Raw genomic sequence first — 21,032 nt, 5'->3', positions numbered from 1 at the left:
CGGCAAGATATAATGGGAGTTGTAAGCCATTCTTAATAGTACGGGAGGAAGTCATGAATCAGCGTCGGAACGGACTTTCAAACGTGAATGGAAAGAGTGAGAGTGTGAAAGAGAAAGAACGAATGATTTGGTCAGAAGTCGGAATGCTTGTGGGCACACTGTCTTTGCTTGACATCATCGTACGCGGACTTGTTCTGAACTGTCCGTTTAGGGAATGGGCCGGAAGCTTGGCGGTTTTCTTCATTATAATTGTTTATTATTGCATCAGGGCGGGAGCGTCGGGGAATGCTCATGCCGAGAATAGACACCAAAGAAGAACTGCAAAAGCGGGTGAAGCAGCAGCGGATAGATTCAATTGCGGTCACTTTTGCGGCAGCGGCGCTTACGATGTACGACAGGGGGTTTCCCCATACATTCTTTGCTTGGCTGAAAATGATCTTTCTTTTTATCGTCTGCGGAGGCATTCTGTTTCTGCTTCGGTATGTCATTGTGAAGCTGTCTTACAGAAGAGCGATAAAAGAAATAAAAAAGAAATCATCTTGATGGTGGTTTCTTTTTTTGTTTATAAGAGAAAAGTCTTTTAATTTGATAGGAATATAGATTTGAATTCACTCTGCCGCGTTGCTTTGATAGAGAGTGTGTGGTAAGTTCAAATGTAAGCGTTAACAGAATTATCCAGTCTTCACAACAATTGAAAGGAGGAAGCTGAAGAAAGAGTAAGAGGAATTTTTGACTCCGCAGTCAGTCTTCAAAAATCAAATAAGGAGTGTCAAAAATGTTTAAAAAACGATTCAAAACCTCTTTATTGCCGTTATTCGCCGGATTTTTACTGCTGTTTCATTTGGTTTTGTCAGGCCCAGCGGGTGCAAACGCTGAAACTGCAAACAAATCGAATGAGGTGACCGATTCATCGGTCAAAAACGGGACCATCCTTCATGCATGGAATTGGTCATTCAATACGTTAACACAAAATATGAAAGAGATTCGTGATGCGGGTTATGCAGCCATTCAGACGTCTCCGATTAACCAAGTAAAGGAAGGGAACCAAGGAGATAAAAGCATGTCGAACTGGTACTGGCTCTATCAGCCGACATCGTACCAAATCGGCAACCGTTACTTAGGCACTGAACAAGAATTTAAGGACATGTGTGCAGCCGCGGAAAAGTATGGCGTAAAAGTCATTGTCGATGCGGTTGTCAATCATACCACCAGCGATTATGGCGCGATTTCTGATGAGATTAAGCGTATTCCAAACTGGACCCATGGAAACACACAAATTAAAAATTGGTCGGACCGATGGGACATCACTCAAAATGCATTGCTTGGGCTGTATGATTGGAATACTCAGAATACTGAGGTGCAAGCCTACCTGAAAGGTTTCTTGGAAAGAGCATTGAATGACGGAGCAGACGGGTTCCGCTATGATGCCGCCAAGCATATAGAGCTTCCGGATGATGGGAATTACGGCAGCCAATTTTGGCCGAATATCACAAATACATCGGCGGAGTTCCAATACGGAGAAATCCTGCAAGACAGCGCGTCCAGAGATACTGCTTATGCGAATTATATGAATGTGACGGCTTCTAACTATGGGCATTCCATCAGATCCGCTTTAAAGAATCGTAATCTGAGTGTGTCGAATATCTCCCATTATGCATCTGATGTGTCTGCGGACAAGTTAGTCACATGGGTGGAATCACATGATACGTATGCCAATGATGATGAAGAGTCCACATGGATGAGTGATGACGATATTCGTTTAGGCTGGGCAGTGATTGGTTCCCGCTCAGGAAGCACGCCTCTTTTCTTTTCCAGACCTGAGGGCGGAGGAAATGGTGTAAGATTTCCCGGAAAAAGTCAAATAGGAGATCGCGGGAGCGCCTTATTTAAAGACCAGGCGATCACTGCGGTCAATCAATTTCACAATGAAATGGCCGGGCAGCCTGAGGAACTCTCAAATCCGAATGGCAACAATCAAATATTTATGAATCAGCGCGGCTCAAAAGGCGTTGTGCTGGCAAATGCAGGATCGTCTTCTGTCACCATCAATACTTCAACGAAATTACCTGACGGCAGGTATGATAATAGGGCCGGCGCCGGTTCATTTCAAGTAGCGAACGGCAAACTGACAGGTACGATCAATGCCAGATCCGCGGCTGTTCTTTATCCTGATGATATTGGAAATGCGCCTCATGTCTTTCTTGAGAATTACCAAACAGAGGCAGTCCATTCTTTCAATGATCAGCTGACGGTCACCCTGCGTGCAAATGCGAAAACAACAAAAGCCGTTTACCAAATCAATAATGGGCAGGAGACAGCATTTAAGGATGGAGACCGATTAACGATCGGGAAAGAAGATCCAATCGGCACGACATACAACGTCAAGTTAACCGGAACGAACGGCGAGGGTGCATCGAGAACCCAAGAATACACGTTTGTCAAAAAAGACCCGTCCCAAACCAACATCATTGGCTATCAAAATCCGGATCATTGGGGCAATGTAAATGCTTATATCTATAAACATGATGGAGGCGGGGCCATAGAATTAACCGGATCGTGGCCGGGGAAAGCCATGACTAAGAATGCAGATGGAATTTACACGCTGACGCTGCCTGCGAATGCGGATACGGCCAACGCTAAAGTGATTTTTAACAATGGCAGCGCCTAAGTGCCCGGACAGAACCATCCCGGCTTTGATTATGTGCAGAATGGTTTGTATAACAACTCCGGTTTAAACGGTTATCTTCCGCATTAATGGATAGGGCTATCATTACATCAGCGTGCCGGCAAACCCTTGCTTCTGGGAAAAGGACAGCGCATCTTCAATCACGCTGAAAAGATGACAACATCCTAAAACGGTTCCGTTTTAGGATGTTGTCAACAATCTGGAAACCATCACCGATATTTTTTTGTCCAAAAATCAAACTTTTCTCTTGCGAAAGTTTGTGAAGTGTTGCACAATATATATGTGAAATACTTCACAAGTTAAAAACAGACACCACGAAACACTGGAGGATGAGCATACATGATGAACGAACGAGTGAACAAAGTAGCATTAATCGGAGCAGGTTTTGTTGGAAGCAGTTATGCATTTGCGTTAATTAACCAAGGGATCACAGATGAGCTTGTGATCATTGATGTAAATAGAGAAAAAGCCATGGGCGATGTCATGGATTTAAATCACGGAAAGGCATTTGCGCCTCATCCGGTCAAAACGTCTTACGGCACATATGAGGATTGCAAGGATGCCGATATCGTGTGCATCTGTGCCGGAGCCAATCAAAAACCGGGCGAAACGAGACTTGAGCTGGTCGAAAAAAATCTCGCCATTTTTAAAAGCATTGTCGGTGAAGTAATGGCAAGCGGATTTGACGGCATCTTCCTCGTTGCCACAAACCCGGTCGACATTCTCACTTATGCGACATGGACATTCAGCGGCCTGCCGAAAGAACGCGTCATCGGCAGCGGCACGACACTGGATTCTGCGCGATTCCGTTATATGCTGAGTGAATACTTCGGCGCCGCTCCGCAAAACGTACACGCCCACATTATCGGCGAGCACGGCGATACCGAGCTTCCTGTATGGAGTCACGCCAATATCGGCGGAGTGCCGGTACAGCAATTGCTGGAGAAAAATGCAGCTTACAAACAGGACGAGCTGGATCAGATCGTTGACGATGTGAAAAACGCGGCCTACCATATTATCGAGAAAAAAGGCGCGACATATTACGGAGTGGCGATGAGCCTCGCCCGCATCACAAAAGCGATTTTGCGTAATGAAAACAGCATTTTAACCGTCAGCACATATCTGGACGGCCAATACGGTGTAAACGACGTCTTTATCGGCGTTCCGGCCGTCGTCAATCGGAACGGCATCGCAGGTGTGACGGAACTTGAGCTGAATGAAACAGAACAGGCTCAATTCAGCCGCAGCGCACACGTGCTGAAAGATATTCTCGCTCCGCATTTCGCAGAGTAAACAAAAAAGCAGTACATGACAAACGCCATGTACTGCTTTTTTTAATTCGCTTTTTTCGCCATTTCCTGAGAGGTTTTTACTCTCGCTTTTCCCATAAACAAAATGGTAACGGCCGCAATGACGATCGGCGCCAGCGCAAGCGTAAATACATATGTGATGCTTTGCGACATGGCGTCAATAATGCGATCCAGAATGTGCGGCGGAATATGGGCGCGCGTGCCGGCCTGGAAAATGTCCTGCGGATTTCCGATGTTCTGCATCGCGCCGCCCGCTCCTTTCATGCCGCTGAATGAATCTGTGAGCTTGTTGGTAAACACATTCGTCTGGATGGTTCCGAAAATCGTCACACCGAGCGTCATACCGAATGATCTCAAAAACGAGTTTGTTGAGTTGGCGCTTCCGCGGTAACGCGGCTCCAGATCGTTCATGGACGCAGCCGGCAGCAGTGAGAAGTTGAAGCCGACGCCGAATCCTGAGATCAGCATGAATACCGTCAGCATCGTACGCGCCGTATCCGGTGTCATATTGGAAAGCAGCAGCATTCCGATAAAGAAAGCGACCACGGAAATCAGCATTAAATTGCGGAACCGCACTTTCGTCTGGAAAATTCCGCCGATCATACTTCCGATAACAGAACCGATCATCATCGGCGTCAAAATAAAGCCCGCGCTTGTCGCGGTGCTTCCGTACACAGCCTGAACGAAGATCGGGATAAACACCGCTAAAATGATGAACGTGGCTCCGTAAAGGAACGCCAGAATCTGTGCCGTAGCAAATAAACGGTTTTTAAACATCCAAAATGAGATAATCGGTTCTTCCGCTTTTCTTTCCACGATAAAAAAGGCGATAAAGAACACGGCGAACACAGCGAACAGACCGATGATCTGCACGGAGTTCCAATCATACGTTTTTCCGCCGAGCTCAAGAGCGAACATCAGACCGACAATGGAAACCACCAGCGTAATCGCGCCGGCCCAGTCGATTTTCTGCTTCTTGTGTTCAAGGGATTCTTTATAATAACGAAGAATGAAAAACAATGATAAAATACCGATCGGCACGTTGATGTAAAACACCCAGTGCCAGCTGATGGAGTCGGTAATGAGCGCGCCTAAAAGCGGCCCGAGAACGCTGGAAAGGCCGAAAACGGCACCGAACATGCCCGACATTTTCCCGCGTTTTTCCGGCGGAAATAAATCAAAAATGATCGTGAAGGCGATCGGCATCAGCGCGCCTCCGCCGATTCCCTGAATGACGCGGTAAATAATGAGCTGATCCATTGTTTGAGCGATTCCGCATAATGCAGATCCGATTAAGAAAAGAATAAGACCGAATAAAAAGAAACGCTTGCGTCCGTACATATCGGACAGTTTTCCGTAAATCGGCATACCGGCCATAACGGCTACCATGTATGATGCCGTCACCCACGCGAACTTATCGAAACTTCCGAGGTCCGCCACGATATTTCCCATCGCAGTGGCAACGATTGTATTATCCATAGCCGACATTAAAATGCCCAGCAAAAGACCGATGACGACAAACTTTGTCGTGGCGTCCTTCGCGGCTGTTTGTTCCATGCTTTTTTCCTCCCATACTTACTTTTGATCATTAAATTTGCTATGATCATATTAGATTTGCCGAAAATTATCTTGATCGTCAAGATAAATTGATTTTATAGGGAGGCCTGTCAGTTGTCAACAAGAAATACCAGAAGTGAGACGGAGGAAACCGCCATACAGTTATTCCGGAAGATGGCCACAAGGACGATCCTTTTTCATCAGGCGGCCGCTCAATCTCTCGGTCTGTTTCCGACCGATTTGAAATCAGCTGATATCTTAAATGAAGCAGGCCCGATGACCGCAGGCGAGCTTGGGAAAAAAACCGGCCTCAGCACAGGTTCGGTAACGGCGCTCATTGACCGGCTCGAAAAAGCGGGATATGTCATGAGGAAAAAAGACCCCGAAGACAAACGGCGGGTGATCATCGTGCCGCTGACGGCCGGAAAAGCGAATGTGAAGCAATTGTTCAGCTCCTTATCCCAGTCCACGATCAGCCTTTGCCGGCAATATAAAGAAGAAGAACTGCGGCTGATATTCGATTTTTTAGGAAAAGTGACGGACATAATGGAAGACGAGCTTGAGAAATTAAAATAATATATCATAGCACGGCCCATTCATGAATAACTTGTACAAGTTGCATGAATGAGGGGGAAGCCAATGAACATCTTTTTAAGCTACATCGTTCTCGGGCTGTCATTGTCAGCACCTGTCGGACCGGTCAATGCGGCGCAAATTGACAAAGGCATCAAAAACGGCTTTTGGCATGCATGGATTTTCGGTCTCGGCGCTATGGCCGCGGACGGGCTGTATATGATTCTGATCTATTTCGGGCTGTCTCAATTTTTGACCGCTCCTTTTGTAAAAACGTTTTTGTGGCTCTTCGGTTTTTTCGTGCTGACCTACACGGGAGTCGAAACGTTAAAAAATATCAGGGAAGCCATGAATGTCAGAAGCGGAAAAGGAAAACCGGCTTTTTACAAAACATTCGGCGCGGGATTTTTTATTTCTCTTTCCAATCCGCTGAGCATTTTATTCTGGCTCGGCATATACGGGAGCATTCTCGCCAAAACCGCTGAATCCTTCGATGCAAATCAGCTTTTGATTTACAGCTCGGGCATTCTTCTCGGCATTTTGATCTGGGATTTCTGCATGGCGGTCGCCGCGAGCACTTTCAGAAATCTCCTTCATGAAAAAGCGCTCCGCTGGCTGACGGGAGCGGCGGGTGTGTCTTTGATCGTTTTCGGGTTTTATTTCGGATGGCAGGGGATTCAAATGCTCATCTCATAAATAGAAGAGTCACCCATCGCCTATCTCCATCATAACGTATCATGACGATACTGGAGGTGGGCCGATGGCAAGCGGGCTGTACACAAAAAGTTGCCTTGAGGAAAAGTTGTTGGATCTGCCGAATTGGCAGAGAATCGCTTTTGAGCTTCTATCAGAAAAAGTAGGCGATAAAGCGGATACGTTTCCGTGCATTCCCGGACGTCAGGGATTTTTGACAGATCAGCTCCGGATATCCTTTGCGGGTGATCCCCGCGAAGAGGGAACCCCGGAGGAAGTGGGGATGCTGCTGTCAGAGTACGGAAAGATCTCAAGGAATACCGGAAGATACGCGTCGCTGCTTGTGATTTTTGATACGCCTGAGGATTTAGCTGAGCATTATTCCGTTGAGGCGTATGAAGAGCTGTTCTGGTCTTTTTTAAACCGGCTGAGCGGCTGCGACCCGAAAGACTGGCCGGAAGACATGCCGGAAGACCCTGAACATTATAAATGGGAGTTCTGCTTTGACGGCGAGCCGTATTTTATTCTGTGCGCGACGCCTGCGCATGAAGCGAGACAAAGCAGAAGCTTCCCGTTTTTTATGCTGGCGTTTCAGCCGAGATGGGTTTTCGAAGGATTAAACGATTCAACCGCGTTCGGACGAAACATGAGCCGGCTGATCAGAAAACGCTTAGAGGCGTATGATGAAGCCCCTCTTCATCCCCGATTGGGGTGGTACGGAGGAAAAAACAATTTAGAATGGAAGCAATATTTCCTCCGTGATGATGAGACGCAAGTGTCAAAGTGTCCCTTTTCTTATTTGAAGAGACTGTTTAAACCGACGAAATAAGCTATGATCCGGCAGGGCTGTGTCCCTGCTTTTTTTGTACGATCCATGTCACGATCGCAATGACGGCGAGAAAACAAAGGCTGACCAGAAAACCGGGCTGGCTCGATTTCTCAAACAGCGTCCCGGAGACGGCCGCGACAATCAGCACAAGGGCGATAACAATCTGTGCGGTTCCCATCTTTGTCGTTTCAAGCAGTTTCTTGCCCGAGAACAAAATGAACAGCCACGTATACAGAAGCATGAGGCCCGCCGCGGTTGTCATGTGTTCATATATGTTTTTCGGCAGCACCAATGACAGGATGATGGAGACGATGAGTCCGGCAAACGTCAATCCGAGCGCGGGCCAGCAGATTTTTTTGTTTTCCTTTAATCTGAAGCATTTCGGCGCATCCCCGTCATCGGCCATTGTACAAAGCAATGTCGTCACGGCAAACAGCGAGGCGACGAGCGTGGAAAACCCCGCAATAATAAAAATTCCGTTAAAAATATCAAGAATGATATCTAAATGAAAACCCTTCAGCGATGTAATAAACGGGCTGTCCTGTTCGGTGAATTTGCCCAGCGGCACTAACAGCAGCGCCAGGCCGAGAGAAATGACGTAAATCACCGCAAGTACGGCAAGCATCAACCGGCCTGATTTTGAGGCTTCCTCCGGTTTTTTCAAGTGTACGGTCATCAGCCCCAAGACTTCAATTCCTCCGAAGGCGTAAAACGCATAAATCAGTCCCGTCCATAACCCCATCGCTCCGTGCAGGAACAAATCCTTCGATTCGTTCGGCACCTGCACATCCGGTTTATGAGAAAATATACCGCACAGCGCCAATATGGCGATCACGATAAACATAAAAATCGCCGCCGTCTTGACAACAGCGAGCACATTTTCCGTTTTTTGAAAAACGGACAGCCCCGTAAATATAATCAAAAGACCGAGCACCGCATAGATGGAGGCGAAAATCCACAGCGGCACATTCGGAAACCAATGCTTCGTAAACAGCGAGATCGCTGTCAGCTGGCTTCCCGTGATCAGCATCTCGGACGACCAGTACACCCATCCGTTGCTGAAACCGGCCCAAGTGCCGAAAGCCTTTCTCGCATAAGCAAAAAAAGACCCCTTTTCGGGCTGTTTAGCCGAAAGCTTCGCGAGCTGCTCAAAGACAAAATAGGTGCCGAGCCCGGCAATAAGAAATGAGATCAGCGCGGAATATCCGCTTTTGACAATAGCGATGCTGGACCCGAGAAAAAAGCCCGTCCCGATTGTGCAGCCGACACCGATTAAGGAGAGCTGCCACCAAGCGAGATTTCCTTTAGGCTGGTCCTGTGATTTACCCATGAAGTTCAACCCCTTTATCAAAGCTTAGATTGCGGCCGTCAGAAGGGGAATATACATCCAATAAATTGCTTTACATGAAACAAACGGCCGGAGTTCATAATAGAAGAAAAAAAGGAGCAGTCTGATGACACAGCAATTTATCGTACCGCCGAAAAAAGGGCTCGGCCTGAAGGTTCACAAAGGGCAGATTATAAAAGTTGTCGATGTGGAAGGACAGCAGGTGGCTGATTTTACGGCATATCATGCCAAGGATTTTTATGAACATCTTGATCAGGGCGCGACGATCGATGCCAACCAGTCCATTCATGTAAAAACGGGTGATCATATTTATTCGAATTTATACAAGCCGATGCTGACGCTGATTGAGGATACAGTCGGCAAGCATGACCTGCTGCTTCCCGCCTGCCGTCCGGATATGAACAGGCTTTTATACGGAAAGCATAAAGATGAGCTCCAGGATACGTGCTATGACAATATGAGCGGGGCGCTTGAACCGTTCGGGGTGCCGCGGCCGCATATGCATTACCCATTTGCCATCTTTATGAACACGGTGCTCGATGAGAAGGGGAACTTATCAGTCGAAACGCCTCTTTCTGACGCGGGTGATTATGTACGGCTCCGTGCGGAAATGGATCTCGTCGTTGCATTTTCATCCTGTCCGATCGAAAAAGGAAAATGCAACGGCGACAGCATCACGGCGCTGCGGGTGGAAATCAGCTGATCCCGGTGTATTTGATTCACTTAAAATCCGCACCTGTGCTATATTTAACAAAGAGTCGTACATAGTGGCATGATTCATTTTCAGCATGAACGGGAAATGAATCATAAAGAAACAATGCAGGAGGAGTGATTGGGATGAGCATCCAGAAACAAATTATGAATGATCTCCATGTAAAACCCTCAATTGATCCGAAACAAGAAATTGAGGACAGAGTGAACTTTCTGAAACAATATTTGAAAAAAACAGGTGCCAAAGGCTTTGTGCTCGGCATCAGCGGCGGGCAGGATTCCACGCTTGCGGGACGCCTCGCCCAATTGGCGGCTGAAAGCATCAGAGAAGAAGGCGGAAACGCGGAATTTATCGCCGTCCGTCTTCCGCACGGCACACAGCAGGATGAGGATGACGCCCAATTGGCGCTCAAATTCATTAAACCTGATAAATCATGGACATTTGATATTAAGTCCGCTGTCAGCGCGTTCGCCGATCAGTACAAAAAAGACACGGGCGATCAGCTGTCTGACTTTAACAAAGGAAATGTAAAAGCCAGAATGAGGATGATCGCGCAATATGCCATCGGCGGACAAGAAGGGCTGCTTGTCATCGGAACCGACCATGCGGCTGAAGCGGTGACCGGTTTCTTCACGAAATACGGTGACGGCGGAGCTGATCTGCTGCCGCTGACCGGATTAACGAAACGCCAGGGCAGACGTTTATTAGAAGAGCTCGGCGCGCCGGAACGCCTGTATTTGAAATTACCGACGGCCGATCTGCTTGATGAAAAACCGCAGCAGACGGATGAGACCGAACTCGGCATCACATACAATGACATTGATGATTATTTAGAAGGCAAGGACGTTTCTTCCGAAGTGATTGAGGCGCTGGAAAAACGCTACCTCAGTACGGAGCACAAGCGCCAGGTGCCGGCATCAATGTTTGATGATTGGTGGAAATAGAATGAAAAAACCTCCCTTTTGAAAGGGAGGTTTTTGTTATCGTTTTTATTTATCTACACTTTCATAAACCCCTATCCAAATCCCTCTGCCGCTGTCATAAGTTTTACTTTTGAAAATCCACGTTGTTCCGTTTAAAACGAAAGAAGCAGCGAAATTGCCGTCAGGGCTTTGAACGAGCTTGATGGCATTAATGCCAACATCTGCTTTCGTTGAGATTGGGCTATTTTCCACGGATGAAGATGCTGTTGGTGATGCGGCAAAGGCAGGAGCGGCAGACATCAGTAAGGCAAGAGACAGCGCAGAACCGGTTAACACTTTTTTGAATTTCATTTCGAACACTCCCTTTTCAAATGAAATGTATTACAGTGTTAATAATTAGACGATTATCCATAAAATACTTTCTATGTTTCTGAAATTTTTTTCTTTATTTGAAAAAACATCCCTTCAGAGGGACTTTTTATTTATTGATCCATTTGCATGGGTCAGGGACATGTTTTCAAAACGTTTTTTTATTTGATGCGGATATGATTCAGCTTCACCATCAATCTGTCGGTGAATCTTCGAAGGCTGCCTCTCGAATCAGGCTCAAGAGGCAGATTTGCTTGGGCAGCGATCGTTTCTGCGACCTGCTGAATAGACATTTGGTCTGTATGGAGATGTTCTGTGAAGAGGCTATGAGACAGGCTGTTGATGCAGCGGTCGATTTGTTTTGCGGCCCAGGAGTTTTTTCCTTCCGCTCTGGTGCGCAGGCGTTTCAGCAATGTTTCCTTTGAAGCCAGCAGGGTAAAGTGGTGAATGGTCCGGCCATCCTGTCTCAGCCTGCTGATCATGTCATGGAAGTATTGATCGTTCGTAATGGTCATGGGCACAATGATGATGCCCTGATATGTATATGACAAATAGGAAAGCATGCTGTAATTGAATTCCCGCCACAGAGGGTAGCTTTGAAAGTCATCTTCAGCGATATCCGGCGGTATCATCGAACGCATCGCAAACCCCATCTTTTCAGGATCATATACGTAAGACGGTTTCAGTCTTCTGTGCAGCTCAAACGCTGTTTGTGTTTTTCCGGAACCGAAAGCCCCATTTATCCAAATGATCATCATGATATCCCCCTTTTTCTATATGATACAAAAAAGACCCTTCGATCGAAGAGTCAGCGGGAAAAAACAGACGTATATTCGCGGAGCGATTCCTTTATATGCGTAAAGGCATGTTCTCCAAAATACTCAAGAGAAACAAAACCGTCATATTGTCTGTTCATCAGCTCTTTTAAAAATGCTTTTTGATCGAGATCTCCTTGAAAAATCGGAGTTGGCTTGCTGAGATACCAGTTGTCAAAATTCCAGTGATAGTTTTTCAGATGAATGTGGCTGACGGTATGATACAGTTTTTCTAAAGCGGGCATTTGGTCAACGTGATTGACGTGTAGGTTGGAGCCGTCAAAAATGGTGCGGACCCGCGGATGTCCGACATCCTCCAAAAATGCCAGCGCCGCCTCCGGTGTATCCGCGTACGTATCGTAATGAATCTCAAGCCCGATATCGACTTCATAGTCATCTGCGAGCCGTGCCGCCTGCTGAAATTGATCAACCGCACGCTGCCACTTTTCCGGTGACGTCCGATGCGAAGGAAGATTGCCGGCAAAGACTCTGATCAAGGGACTGTGCAGCTGTCGTGCCGCGCTTAATGCCCTTTGAACATCCTTTAACGCCTGCTTTTCATCCTGAGTGGCGAAGTCAGTGTACAAACTGACGGCAGGCACCCCGATGCCTTCCTCCTGAAGCTGCTGATCAAGCCTGTCGAGCGGGCCGATTTCCTCTATATATTGTTTAGCGTGTCCGTACCACAGTTCGATTCCGTCAAAGGAGTGCTCCTTCGAGAAAGAAATGATGTCGAAAATATGCTTTTTTTTAAATCCTGTCGTGCAAAAACTCAGTTTCATCGGTAATCCTCCCGTAACTGTCTATCATATGTGTACTTTTTCCCCGGGTGCGATACGGATAAACAGGTGAAAAGGGCAGACACTTTTATAAGCGGGGTGTGTCTGCATCAGTTCAGTGCGGCACACAAATTGTTTAGCGCTTTTTTGCGTCAAAGTATTAAATAATTAACCGAAGTGTTGTACAATTAATTTCATTCGAGTAAGGGGGGAGAAGCCATTGAAAAAAGAAACGGAGCTGAGGGCCTTCAGTCCCGTCCGTAATAAACCGACTCGCGCTCGTTATGTGATATTGGTTCTTTTGTTTTTTATCACTGCGATTAATTATATAGACCGAGCCAGTGTATCTATTGTCGGCCCATCCATTCAACATTCGCTGAACCTAAGCCCCGCGCTTTTGGGCATCGTTTTTTCTGCGTTCAGCTGGACCTATACGGGGATGCAGATTCCAGGCGGGCTCATTTTGGATAAATTCGGGTCAAAACGGACATACGGAATTTCTTTATTTGTGTGGTCGGTTTTTACCGGAGTACAAGCTTTTGCGACAAGTTTCGGGTTTCTATTCGGCTGCCGCCTGCTCATCGGCATAGCTGAATCGCCGGCGTTTCCGGCAAACAACCGGATTGTCACGACATGGTTTCCAAGGCGGGAACGCGCCTTTGCGACGGGTGTTTATACGGCGGGGGAATATGTCGGGCTGGCGTTTGCCACACCGGTTTTATTCTGGGTGTTAACGGCATTTGACTGGCGCGCCGTATTTATTTCCTCAGGGGTGCTCGGAATTGTTTTCTCCATTTTCTGGTTTAAAATGTATCACGAGCCGAACGGGTATCGGAAAGTGAATCGTGAGGAGCTTGATTATATTAAAGAAGGCGGCGGACTGACTGAGGTGTCTGATTCAGCCGGCAGGATATCGTGGGCGGATTTCGTCCAGCTTCTAAAATACCGCAAGCTTGTCGGATTGTATATCGGCCAATTCGCCGTAGCCTCCACGCTGTTCTTCTTTTTGACATGGTTTCCGACTTATCTGGCGGAGGCAAAGCACATGGCTTTCTTAAAAGTCGGCTTTGCCGCATCAATCCCGTATATCGCCGCTTTTTTCGGCGTATTGTTCGGCGGATTTTGGTCTGACGGCATGATGAAACGGGGGGTGTCGGTGAACGTTGCCCGGAAAACGCCCGTCATCCTCGGTCTTCTGCTGACAGGCTCCATCGTGCTTGCGAATGTTACGGATTCTGCTCCCGCGGTTTTGACGATCTTATCCATTGCTTCTTTTGCGCAGGGCATGTCCAATATATCCTGGACGATGCTGAGTGAGGTCGCGCCAAGCGAAACAATCGGATTGGCAGGAGGCGTGTTTAACTTTTTCGCCAATATGGCCGGTATTATCACCCCGCTTATCATCGGGTTTATCGTTTCTGCGACCGGTTCATATAACGGAGCGATTCTGTTTGTCGGCGCTGTCGCATTTATCGGGGCATTTTCTTATATTTTCATTGTCGGAAAGGTGGAACGCATTAGGCTCCGATAGAAAGAAAAACTCATCTCTTCTTATAAAGGATGGGTTTTCTTTCATTGCATTATCTCTATATTTCAATATTGAGTTATCATATAATAAACATAACTTTTTCATTTCTTAGGAGGATTTCGCCGAAGATGAACGCAAAACGTGCCATTCCCGTAAGAGAAAGAAATATCGTACTGATCGGATTCATGGGTGTCGGAAAGACAACAATCGGCCAGCTGGTCGCTAAGAAATTATACAGAGACTTCATTGATATTGATCTGCAGATTGAGAAAGATTTCAATATGTCCATCCCTGAAATGTTTGAGAAAAAAGGTGAAGCCTTTTTCCGTCAGACCGAAAAGGATTATATATTAGATATTTGCCGCAATACGAAATTCAAGATCGTGTCGCTTGGGGGCGGTTCGTTTAAACAAGAGGAAATCAGACAGTGCTGCCTTGAAAACTGTCTCGTGCTCCATCTTGATTTATCATGGGAGAATTGGAAGCAGCGGGCTGATCTGCTGATTGAAAGCCGTCCCGTTCTGCATAACCGTTCCATGGATGAAATGCAGCAGCTCTTTAACGAGCGCCAAAGCATCTATGATAAACATAATTCAAAAGTGGCGACGGATAATCTGGAACCAGAAGAAATAGCCGATTATATCGTAGAAACGTTAAAAATCGGCTGGGACCTGTATCAGCCGATGTAAAAAGAGCCGTGACGCTGTGAGCGCACGGCTTTTTTGTTTTTAAACAAACGTTTATTAAAATGTTTAGAAAATGAGTGTAAAATCGTGTTAAGATAGAGTCAGAAAATTAAATCTTATAAAACAAAGGAGAATAATCGGATATGCAATTATACGACTTGCCGCTCGACCAACTGCAAACCTATAAACCAAATAAAACCGCTCCTCATGACTTTTCGGATTTTTGGGCATCATCATTACATGAGCTTGCAAAGGAAGAGGCAAAGCCTGAATTGACGGCTGAAAGCTACCCGGCTGACGGCGTGAAAGTATTCCGGCTGACATACCGGAGCTTCGGCAAGGCGGAAATTGAGGGATGGTACGCCGTTCCCGACCGGCAAGGACCGCATCCGGCCATCGTGAAATATCACGGCTACAACGCGAGCTATGACGGGGATATACATGACATCGTAAATTGGGCGCTTCACGGATATGCCGCGTTCGGCATGCTTGTCCGCGGTCAGCACAGCAGCACAGATACAAGCGTCTCACCGCACGGACACGTTCCCGGCTGGATGACGAAAGGGATTTTAGATAAAGATACATATTATTACCGCGGCGTGTACTTAGACGCCGTCCGGGCTTTGGAAGTCATCAGCGGCTTTGATGAAGTGGATGAGACGAGAATCGCCGTCATCGGGGGGAGCCAGGGAGGCGGACTTTCAATCGCCGCGGCGGCACTATCTGACATTCCGAGAGCGGTTGCGGCCGATTATCCTTATTTAAGCAATTTTGAGCGGGCCATTGATGTCGCTCTTGATGAGCCGTATCTTGAGATTAACTCCTTTTTCAGAAAGAACGGCAGCCCTGAGACGGAGAAGGCCGCGATGAATACACTGGCCTATTTTGATATCATGAATCTGGCGGACCGCGTAAAAGTTCCGGTGCTCATGTCCATCGGGCTGATTGACCGCGTGACCCCGCCGTCGACGGTGTTTGCCGCTTACAATCATCTGGAAACGGAAAAAGAATTGAAGGTGTACCGATATTTCGGACATGAATACATACCTTCTTTCCATACGGAAAAGCTGGCCTTTCTGAAAGCGCATCTGAAAGGCTGACAACAGCGAAAAGCCCAAGTACTTGGGCTTTTTTCAGGAATGATCACGGAAAAGGACGGATACAGATGGAACAAAGGATCATCGAAGAATTAAAACGAATTGAAGCACAGCACGGCGTCAAGGTGCTTTACGCCGTAGAATCAGGGAGCCGCGCATGGGGATTTCCGTCAAGCGACAGCGACTACGATGTGCGGTTTCTCTATGTGCCGAAAAAAGAATGGTACTTTTCGATCGAACCGCATAGGGATGTCATAGAAGAGCCGATTCATGACATGCTTGACATCAGCGGCTGGGAACTGAGAAAAGCGCTGCGGCTTTTTAAAAAATCAAATCCGCCTCTTTTGGAATGGCTCTCTTCTGAGATGATCTATTATGAAGCTTTCTCAGCGGCTGAAAAGCTTCGAAAACTGAAAATCCGCGCCTTTTCGCCTGAAGCCGGCATTTATCATTATCTCAATATGGCAAAACGGAATGAAAAAACGGAATTGCAGGGCAGTGAAGTGAAGATTAAAAAGTATTTTTATGTTCTGCGTCCTCTCCTTGCCTGCAGATGGATTGAAACGTTCGGCTCCGTACCGCCGATGTCATTTCCCGTACTGGCCGATGCCTTATTGACGGATGAAGCGCTCATTTCTGAAATCAATATACTGCTTACAAGGAAAAAAAGCGGTCAGGAGCTGGCTCCGGAACCGAGAAATACGATGATTCATGCGTTTATAGAAGAAGAAATAGAACGCATCGGGCACTATGTCAAAACCATCAAAACGCCGAAACCTGACATAACGGAGGAACTGAATCGGCTATTGATTCAGACCGTCGAAGAGGCGTGGGGGGAAAAAGGCGGAAATTGACGATTGCCGTCATTTCCGTCCGCCTTTTTTCGGCATAATCCGCCTGCTATCTAAGAAGCTGATTGTGGTAAAACCACAAAAATTTATCAGAATCTTTGTATTTTTAGAATATTGTGAGAGGATGTTTTGTCCATTTACAATAGACTCATACAAATACTTCTTAGATTGCGGGGTGTTAAGGTTGGAAGTGATTACAAGAGATTTTTTCTTATTTTTATCCAAGAGCAGCTTTCTCAATAAGATGGCGCGAAGCTGGGGAAGCCGGGTGGCAGCCGGCAAAATCATCGGAGGAATGGATTTCCGCAGTTCTATCCCGACAATCCGACATTTGAACAGCCAAGGGCTGTCAGTTACTGTCGATCATTTGGGGGAATTTGTCAACAGCGGTGATGTCGCGAAAGAACGCACCGAGGAGTGCATGCAGACCATCGCCTTAATCGCTGATGAACAGCTGAATTCCCAAGTGTCATTAAAAATGACGTCTTTAGGTCTTGATATAGATCTCGATCTCGTCTATGAAAATATGACGAAAATCCTCCAGACGGCTGAAAAACATAAAGTCATGGTGACGATTGACATGGAAGATGAAACGAGATGCCAGAAAACGCTGGATATCTTTAAAGACTTCCGGAGCCGGTATGAATATGTAAGCACCGTGGTGCAGGCTTATCTGTACAGAACGGAGAAGGATCTTGATGACCTCAGCCCGCTGAATCCGTTTCTGCGGCTTGTCAAAGGGGCCTATAAAGAATCGGAAAAGGTGGCCTATCCTGAAAAAAGCGACGTCGATGAAAATTATAAAAGACTCATCCGCAAACAGCTTTTAAAAGGACATTATACGGCAGTTGCCACGCATGATGACAAAATGATCGAGTTTACAAAACAGCTTGCCAAAGAGCACGGCATTCCAAACGACCGTTTTGAGTTTCAGATGCTGTACGGCATGCGCTCGCAAACCCAGCTCAGCTTGGTGGAAGAAGGATACCGCATGAGAGTCTACCTGCCTTACGGGGATGACTGGTACGGCTATTTCATGAGACGGCTCGCCGAACGCCCCTCAAACATCGCATTCGCCTTTAAAGGGATGACTAAGAAGTAAAAAAGGGAGAGATGACAATGACTACACCTTATAAACACGAACCATTCACAAATTTCCAAGATCAATCGAACGTTGAAGAATTTAAGAAAGCGCTTGCGACGGTAAATGAGTATCTGGGAAAAGATTATCCGCTCGTCATCAACGGTGAAAAGGTAGAGACGGAAGCGAAAATCGTTTCAATCAATCCGGCTGATAAAGAAGAAGTCGTCGGAAAAGTGTCAAAGGCGTCCCAGGAGCACGCTGAGCAAGCGATTGAAGCAGCTGCGAAAGCGTTCGAAGAGTGGAGATACACCTCCCCTGAAGAAAGAGCGGCCGTTTTGTTCCGCGCAGCTGCCAAAGTCCGCCGCAGAAAGCACGAATTCTCCGCCCTGCTCGTCAAGGAAGCGGGAAAACCTTGGAACGAAGCTGATGCGGATACGGCGGAAGCCATCGACTTTATGGAATACTACGCGCGCCAGATGGTTGAATTGGCAAAAGGCAAGCCGGTCAACAGCCGCGAAGGCGAGAAGAACCAATATGTCTACACACCGACCGGCGTAACGGTCGTCATTCCGCCATGGAACTTCCTCTTTGCGATTATGGCGGGAACGACGGTGGCACCGATCGTAACGGGCAACACGGTCGTTCTTAAACCGGCAAGCGCGACACCGGTCATCGCGGCGAAATTCGTAGAAGTGCTTGAGGAATCAGGTCTTCCGAAGGGCGTTGTCAACTTTGTGCCGGGAAGCGGAGCGGAAGTGGGAGACTACCTCGTCGATCACCCGAAAACAAGCATCATTACGTTTACGGGATCACGTGAAGTCGGTACGAGAATTTTCGAACGCGCGGCGAAAGTGCAGCCGGGACAGCAGCATCTGAAACGCGTCATTGCAGAAATGGGCGGTAAAGATACGGTTGTCGTTGATGAAGATGCGGACATTGAATTGGCGGCTCAATCCATCTTTACATCAGCATTCGGCTTCGCGGGACAAAAATGTTCTGCAGGTTCACGTGCAGTTGTCCATGAAAAAGTGTATGATCAAGTATTAGAGCGCGTCATCGAAATCACTGAATCAAAAGTGACGGCAAGCCCTGACAGCGCTGACGTGTATATGGGACCTGTCATCGACCAAGGTTCTTACGACAAGATCATGAGCTACATTGAAATCGGAAAAGAAGAAGGCCGTTTAGTAAGCGGCGGCACCGGAGATGATTCAAAAGGCTACTTTATTAAGCCGACGATCTTCGCTGACCTTGATCCGAAAGCCAGACTCATGCAGGAAGAAATTTTCGGGCCTGTCGTTGCATTTTCTAAAGTGTCAAACTTTGATGAAGCTTTAGAAGTGGCAAATAATACTGAATATGGTCTGACAGGCGCGGTCATTACAAACAACCGCAAACATATTGAACGGGCGAAACAGGAATTCCATGTCGGCAACCTGTACTTCAACCGCAATTGTACGGGAGCGATTGTCGGCTACCATCCGTTCGGAGGCTTCAAAATGTCCGGCACTGATTCAAAAGCGGGCGGCCCGGATTATTTGGCCCTTCACATGCAGGCGAAAACAATCAGTGAAATGTTTTAAGAGGGACTGAATGGGCATCCTCCTCGCGGGGGGTGTCCATTTCACCATAAACATATAAAGCGGAGGAGGAAATGCCATAGCAAACATTCAGTTGATTATTTCCATTTGTATTTATATGGCGGGCATGCTGTTTATCGGTTATTTCGCCTACAGACGGACGTCAAATCTGACGGATTACATGCTCGGGGGGCGTTCTTTAGGCCCTGCCGTCACAGCGCTCAGCGCGGGAGCGGCGGATATGAGCGGATGGCTCTTGATGGGGCTTCCGGGCGCCATGTTCTCGACAGGATTAAGCGGCGCTTGGATTGTGATCGGGCTTGTGCTCGGGGCATGGGCGAACTGGCTTTTCGTGGCGCCGAGGCTGAGAACGTATACTGAAAAAGCGGGGAATTCCATCACCATTCCGGGTTTCCTTGAAAATCGTTTCGGTGATCATACGAAGCTTCTCAGACTGTTTTCGGGTCTTGTCATTCTCGTCTTTTTCACATTTTACGTATCATCCGGCATGGTATCCGGAGGCGTCTTATTCAACAGCATTTTAGGGTTGAATTACCACACGGGACTGTGGGTCGTGACAGGCGTCGTTGTCGCCTACACCTTGTTCGGGGGCTTTTTGGCGGTAAGCTGGACGGACTTTGTCCAAGGGATCATTATGTTTGCGGCGCTTATTCTCGTGCCGATTGTGACGATTTTCCATACGGGCGGCCCGGGAGAAACCGTTGCCGATATCCGTTCCGTCAACCCGGAACTGTTTAATATGTTCAAAGGGACCACCGTCCTTGGCATTATTTCTTTATTTGCGTGGGGGCTCGGCTATTTCGGGCAGCCGCATATTATTGTGCGCTTTATGGCGATCACATCTGTGAAAGAGATCAAACGCGCCAGACGGATCGGAATGGGATGGATGATTTTGTCTGCACTCGGCGCGCTGTTTACGGGTCTTGCGGGAATCGCGTATTACCACCAGCGCGGGTTGAAGCTGGATGATCCGGAAACCATTTTTATTCAGCTCGGCAACATTCTGTTCCACCCGATTATTACGGGATTTCTCATTTCTGCGATTTTAGCGGCCATTATGAGTACGATTTCGTCTCAGCTGCTCGTTACGTCCAGTTCTTTAGTGGAGGACTTGTATAAGTCCATGTTCAGGCGTTCAGCTTCTGATAAGGAACTCGTATTTCTGGGGAGAATGGCAGTGCTTGCGGTGTCAATCGTCGCTCTGGTGCTCGCCTGGGAGAAAAACAACACGATACTTGGTCTTGTCAGCTATGCATGGGCGGGATTCGGCGCTTCATTCGGGCCGGTCGTACTGCTCAGTTTATTTTGGAAACGGATGACGAAATGGGGGGCACTCGCCGGCATGATTGCGGGAGCGATTACCGTAATCATTTGGGCGAATGCCGGTCTTTCAGACTTTTTGTACGAAATCATTCCGGGCTTTGCTGTAAGCCTTGCCGCTGTATTTGTCGTCAGCTTATTGACACAGGCTCCGTCAAAAGATGTCACAGATCAGTTTCATGACTACCGTGATACACTTTCTCAATAAAAGCAAGGAACGAGAGGAAGAAGGGACCGCCCTTTTTCCTCTTTTCACGATACAGGCTTTCGG

The 21,032-nt window shown here is 47.3% G+C and carries 18 protein-coding genes and 2 pseudogenes; 15 read left to right on the top strand and 5 right to left on the bottom strand.

All coding sequences use genetic code 11. The features are described from left to right. The first annotated feature begins 53 nt into the window (after positions 1-53). The 3 genes and pseudogenes from OVA33_RS02880 (at position 54) to OVA33_RS02870 (ending at position 3,979) form a co-directional block, all read left to right on the top strand. Positions 54-543, top strand: a pseudogene (locus OVA33_RS02880) (DUF6773 family protein). A 232-nt stretch (positions 544-775) separates the two neighbouring features. After that, positions 776-2,755, top strand: a pseudogene (amyE, locus tag OVA33_RS02875) (alpha-amylase). A 270-nt stretch (positions 2,756-3,025) separates the two neighbouring features. Further along, the gene (locus OVA33_RS02870) at positions 3,026-3,979 is read left to right on the top strand and encodes an L-lactate dehydrogenase (protein WP_017419362.1); all 954 of its coding nucleotides are present in this window, start codon (positions 3,026-3,028) and stop codon (positions 3,977-3,979) included. A 41-nt stretch (positions 3,980-4,020) separates the two neighbouring features. Here the strand turns inward: OVA33_RS02870 and OVA33_RS02865 are convergent, their stop codons facing one another. After that, positions 4,021-5,553, bottom strand: a complete 1,533-nt coding sequence (locus OVA33_RS02865) for an MDR family MFS transporter (protein WP_071181514.1) — start codon at positions 5,551-5,553, stop codon at positions 4,021-4,023. A gap of 114 nt (positions 5,554-5,667) precedes the next feature. Here OVA33_RS02865 and OVA33_RS02860 point away from each other — a divergent pair, with 114 nt between their 5' ends. The 3 genes from OVA33_RS02860 to OVA33_RS02850 all read left to right on the top strand — a co-directional run bounded on the left by OVA33_RS02860 (position 5,668) and on the right by OVA33_RS02850 (position 7,648). Continuing rightward, positions 5,668-6,129, top strand: coding sequence for a MarR family transcriptional regulator (locus tag OVA33_RS02860; protein WP_017419364.1), 462 nt, complete (start codon positions 5,668-5,670; stop codon positions 6,127-6,129). A 63-nt stretch (positions 6,130-6,192) separates the two neighbouring features. Beyond that, positions 6,193-6,822, top strand: coding sequence for a LysE family translocator (locus tag OVA33_RS02855; RefSeq protein WP_007409057.1), 630 nt, complete (start codon positions 6,193-6,195; stop codon positions 6,820-6,822). Positions 6,823-6,886: 64 nt separating this feature from the next. Beyond that, complete coding sequence (locus OVA33_RS02850) at positions 6,887-7,648, top strand: YqcI/YcgG family protein (protein WP_017419365.1); 762 nt, start codon at positions 6,887-6,889, stop codon at positions 7,646-7,648. Position 7,649: 1 nt separating this feature from the next. Here OVA33_RS02850 and OVA33_RS02845 read toward each other — a convergent pair whose 3' ends face one another. Continuing rightward, positions 7,650-8,978, bottom strand: coding sequence for an amino acid permease (locus OVA33_RS02845; RefSeq protein WP_025650190.1), 1,329 nt, complete (start codon positions 8,976-8,978; stop codon positions 7,650-7,652). A gap of 124 nt (positions 8,979-9,102) precedes the next feature. Here OVA33_RS02845 and OVA33_RS02840 point away from each other — a divergent pair, with 124 nt between their 5' ends. Together OVA33_RS02840 and nadE are read left to right on the top strand one after the other, a co-directional pair. Beyond that, on the top strand, positions 9,103-9,699 hold the full coding sequence (locus OVA33_RS02840; RefSeq protein WP_011996295.1) for a DUF1989 domain-containing protein: 597 nt from the start codon (positions 9,103-9,105) through the stop codon (positions 9,697-9,699). Between the two features lie 134 nt (positions 9,700-9,833). Continuing rightward, a complete protein-coding gene (gene nadE, locus OVA33_RS02835) occupies positions 9,834-10,652 on the top strand; it encodes an ammonia-dependent NAD(+) synthetase (RefSeq protein ID WP_007409061.1) in 819 nt (272 codons plus the stop codon). A 45-nt stretch (positions 10,653-10,697) separates the two neighbouring features. On the opposite strand, the gene OVA33_RS02830 is transcribed toward nadE, so the two are convergent. From OVA33_RS02830 to OVA33_RS02820, 3 genes are all read right to left on the bottom strand, one after another. After that, a complete protein-coding gene (locus tag OVA33_RS02830) occupies positions 10,698-10,982 on the bottom strand; it encodes an antimicrobial peptide LCI (protein WP_017419366.1) in 285 nt (94 codons plus the stop codon). A gap of 179 nt (positions 10,983-11,161) precedes the next feature. After that, positions 11,162-11,755, bottom strand: a complete 594-nt coding sequence (gene tmrB / locus OVA33_RS02825; protein ID WP_063636910.1) for a tunicamycin resistance ATP-binding TmrB — start codon at positions 11,753-11,755, stop codon at positions 11,162-11,164. A gap of 53 nt (positions 11,756-11,808) precedes the next feature. Further along, positions 11,809-12,597 (bottom strand): sugar phosphate isomerase/epimerase family protein, encoded by a 789-nt coding sequence (locus OVA33_RS02820; protein WP_017419368.1) that lies wholly within the window; start codon positions 12,595-12,597, stop codon positions 11,809-11,811. A gap of 217 nt (positions 12,598-12,814) precedes the next feature. On the opposite strand from OVA33_RS02820, the gene OVA33_RS02815 reads away from it, so the two are divergent. The 7 genes from OVA33_RS02815 (at position 12,815) to putP (ending at position 20,969) form a co-directional block, all read left to right on the top strand. Then, a complete protein-coding gene (locus tag OVA33_RS02815) occupies positions 12,815-14,125 on the top strand; it encodes an MFS transporter (RefSeq protein ID WP_017419369.1) in 1,311 nt (436 codons plus the stop codon). A 125-nt stretch (positions 14,126-14,250) separates the two neighbouring features. Then, on the top strand, positions 14,251-14,811 hold the full coding sequence (locus tag OVA33_RS02810; RefSeq protein ID WP_003156609.1) for a shikimate kinase: 561 nt from the start codon (positions 14,251-14,253) through the stop codon (positions 14,809-14,811). A gap of 140 nt (positions 14,812-14,951) precedes the next feature. Further along, positions 14,952-15,908, top strand: coding sequence for a cephalosporin C deacetylase (gene cah / locus OVA33_RS02805; RefSeq protein ID WP_025284201.1), 957 nt, complete (start codon positions 14,952-14,954; stop codon positions 15,906-15,908). 65 nt (positions 15,909-15,973) lie between these two features. Then, positions 15,974-16,759, top strand: coding sequence for a nucleotidyltransferase domain-containing protein (locus tag OVA33_RS02800; protein WP_063636909.1), 786 nt, complete (start codon positions 15,974-15,976; stop codon positions 16,757-16,759). 187 nt (positions 16,760-16,946) lie between these two features. Next, the gene (locus OVA33_RS02795; RefSeq protein WP_087920787.1) at positions 16,947-17,858 is read left to right on the top strand and encodes a proline dehydrogenase family protein; all 912 of its coding nucleotides are present in this window, start codon (positions 16,947-16,949) and stop codon (positions 17,856-17,858) included. Between the two features lie 17 nt (positions 17,859-17,875). Continuing rightward, a complete protein-coding gene (gene pruA, locus OVA33_RS02790; RefSeq protein WP_003156602.1) occupies positions 17,876-19,423 on the top strand; it encodes an L-glutamate gamma-semialdehyde dehydrogenase in 1,548 nt (515 codons plus the stop codon). A gap of 91 nt (positions 19,424-19,514) precedes the next feature. Next, positions 19,515-20,969, top strand: a complete 1,455-nt coding sequence (putP, locus tag OVA33_RS02785) for a sodium/proline symporter PutP (RefSeq protein ID WP_017419372.1) — start codon at positions 19,515-19,517, stop codon at positions 20,967-20,969. The last annotated feature ends 63 nt before the right edge of the window (positions 20,970-21,032 follow it).

Origin of the sequence: Bacillus sp. KICET-1 (assembly GCF_027721405.1) — a bacterium.
Lineage (GTDB): Bacteria > Bacillota > Bacilli > Bacillales > Bacillaceae > Bacillus > Bacillus velezensis.
Note: the sequence above shows the minus strand (reverse complement) of the source record. Positions and strands in the feature narration are given on the sequence as shown.

Coding starts and splice junctions, on each gene's coding strand:
- OVA33_RS02870 (WP_017419362.1), top strand. CDS start 3,026: ATGATGAACGAACGAGTGAACAAAGTAGCATTAATCGGAGCAGGTTTT.
- OVA33_RS02865 (WP_071181514.1), bottom strand. CDS start 5,553: ATGGAACAAACAGCCGCGAAGGACGCCACGACAAAGTTTGTCGTCATC.
- OVA33_RS02855 (WP_007409057.1), top strand. CDS start 6,193: ATGAACATCTTTTTAAGCTACATCGTTCTCGGGCTGTCATTGTCAGCA.
- OVA33_RS02850 (WP_017419365.1), top strand. CDS start 6,887: ATGGCAAGCGGGCTGTACACAAAAAGTTGCCTTGAGGAAAAGTTGTTG.
- OVA33_RS02845 (WP_025650190.1), bottom strand. CDS start 8,978: ATGGGTAAATCACAGGACCAGCCTAAAGGAAATCTCGCTTGGTGGCAG.
- OVA33_RS02840 (WP_011996295.1), top strand. CDS start 9,103: ATGACACAGCAATTTATCGTACCGCCGAAAAAAGGGCTCGGCCTGAAG.
- nadE (WP_007409061.1), top strand. CDS start 9,834: ATGAGCATCCAGAAACAAATTATGAATGATCTCCATGTAAAACCCTCA.
- OVA33_RS02830 (WP_017419366.1), bottom strand. CDS start 10,982: ATGAAATTCAAAAAAGTGTTAACCGGTTCTGCGCTGTCTCTTGCCTTA.
- tmrB (WP_063636910.1), bottom strand. CDS start 11,755: ATGATCATTTGGATAAATGGGGCTTTCGGTTCCGGAAAAACACAAACA.
- OVA33_RS02820 (WP_017419368.1), bottom strand. CDS start 12,597: ATGAAACTGAGTTTTTGCACGACAGGATTTAAAAAAAAGCATATTTTC.
- OVA33_RS02810 (WP_003156609.1), top strand. CDS start 14,251: ATGAACGCAAAACGTGCCATTCCCGTAAGAGAAAGAAATATCGTACTG.
- cah (WP_025284201.1), top strand. CDS start 14,952: ATGCAATTATACGACTTGCCGCTCGACCAACTGCAAACCTATAAACCA.
- OVA33_RS02800 (WP_063636909.1), top strand. CDS start 15,974: ATGGAACAAAGGATCATCGAAGAATTAAAACGAATTGAAGCACAGCAC.
- pruA (WP_003156602.1), top strand. CDS start 17,876: ATGACTACACCTTATAAACACGAACCATTCACAAATTTCCAAGATCAA.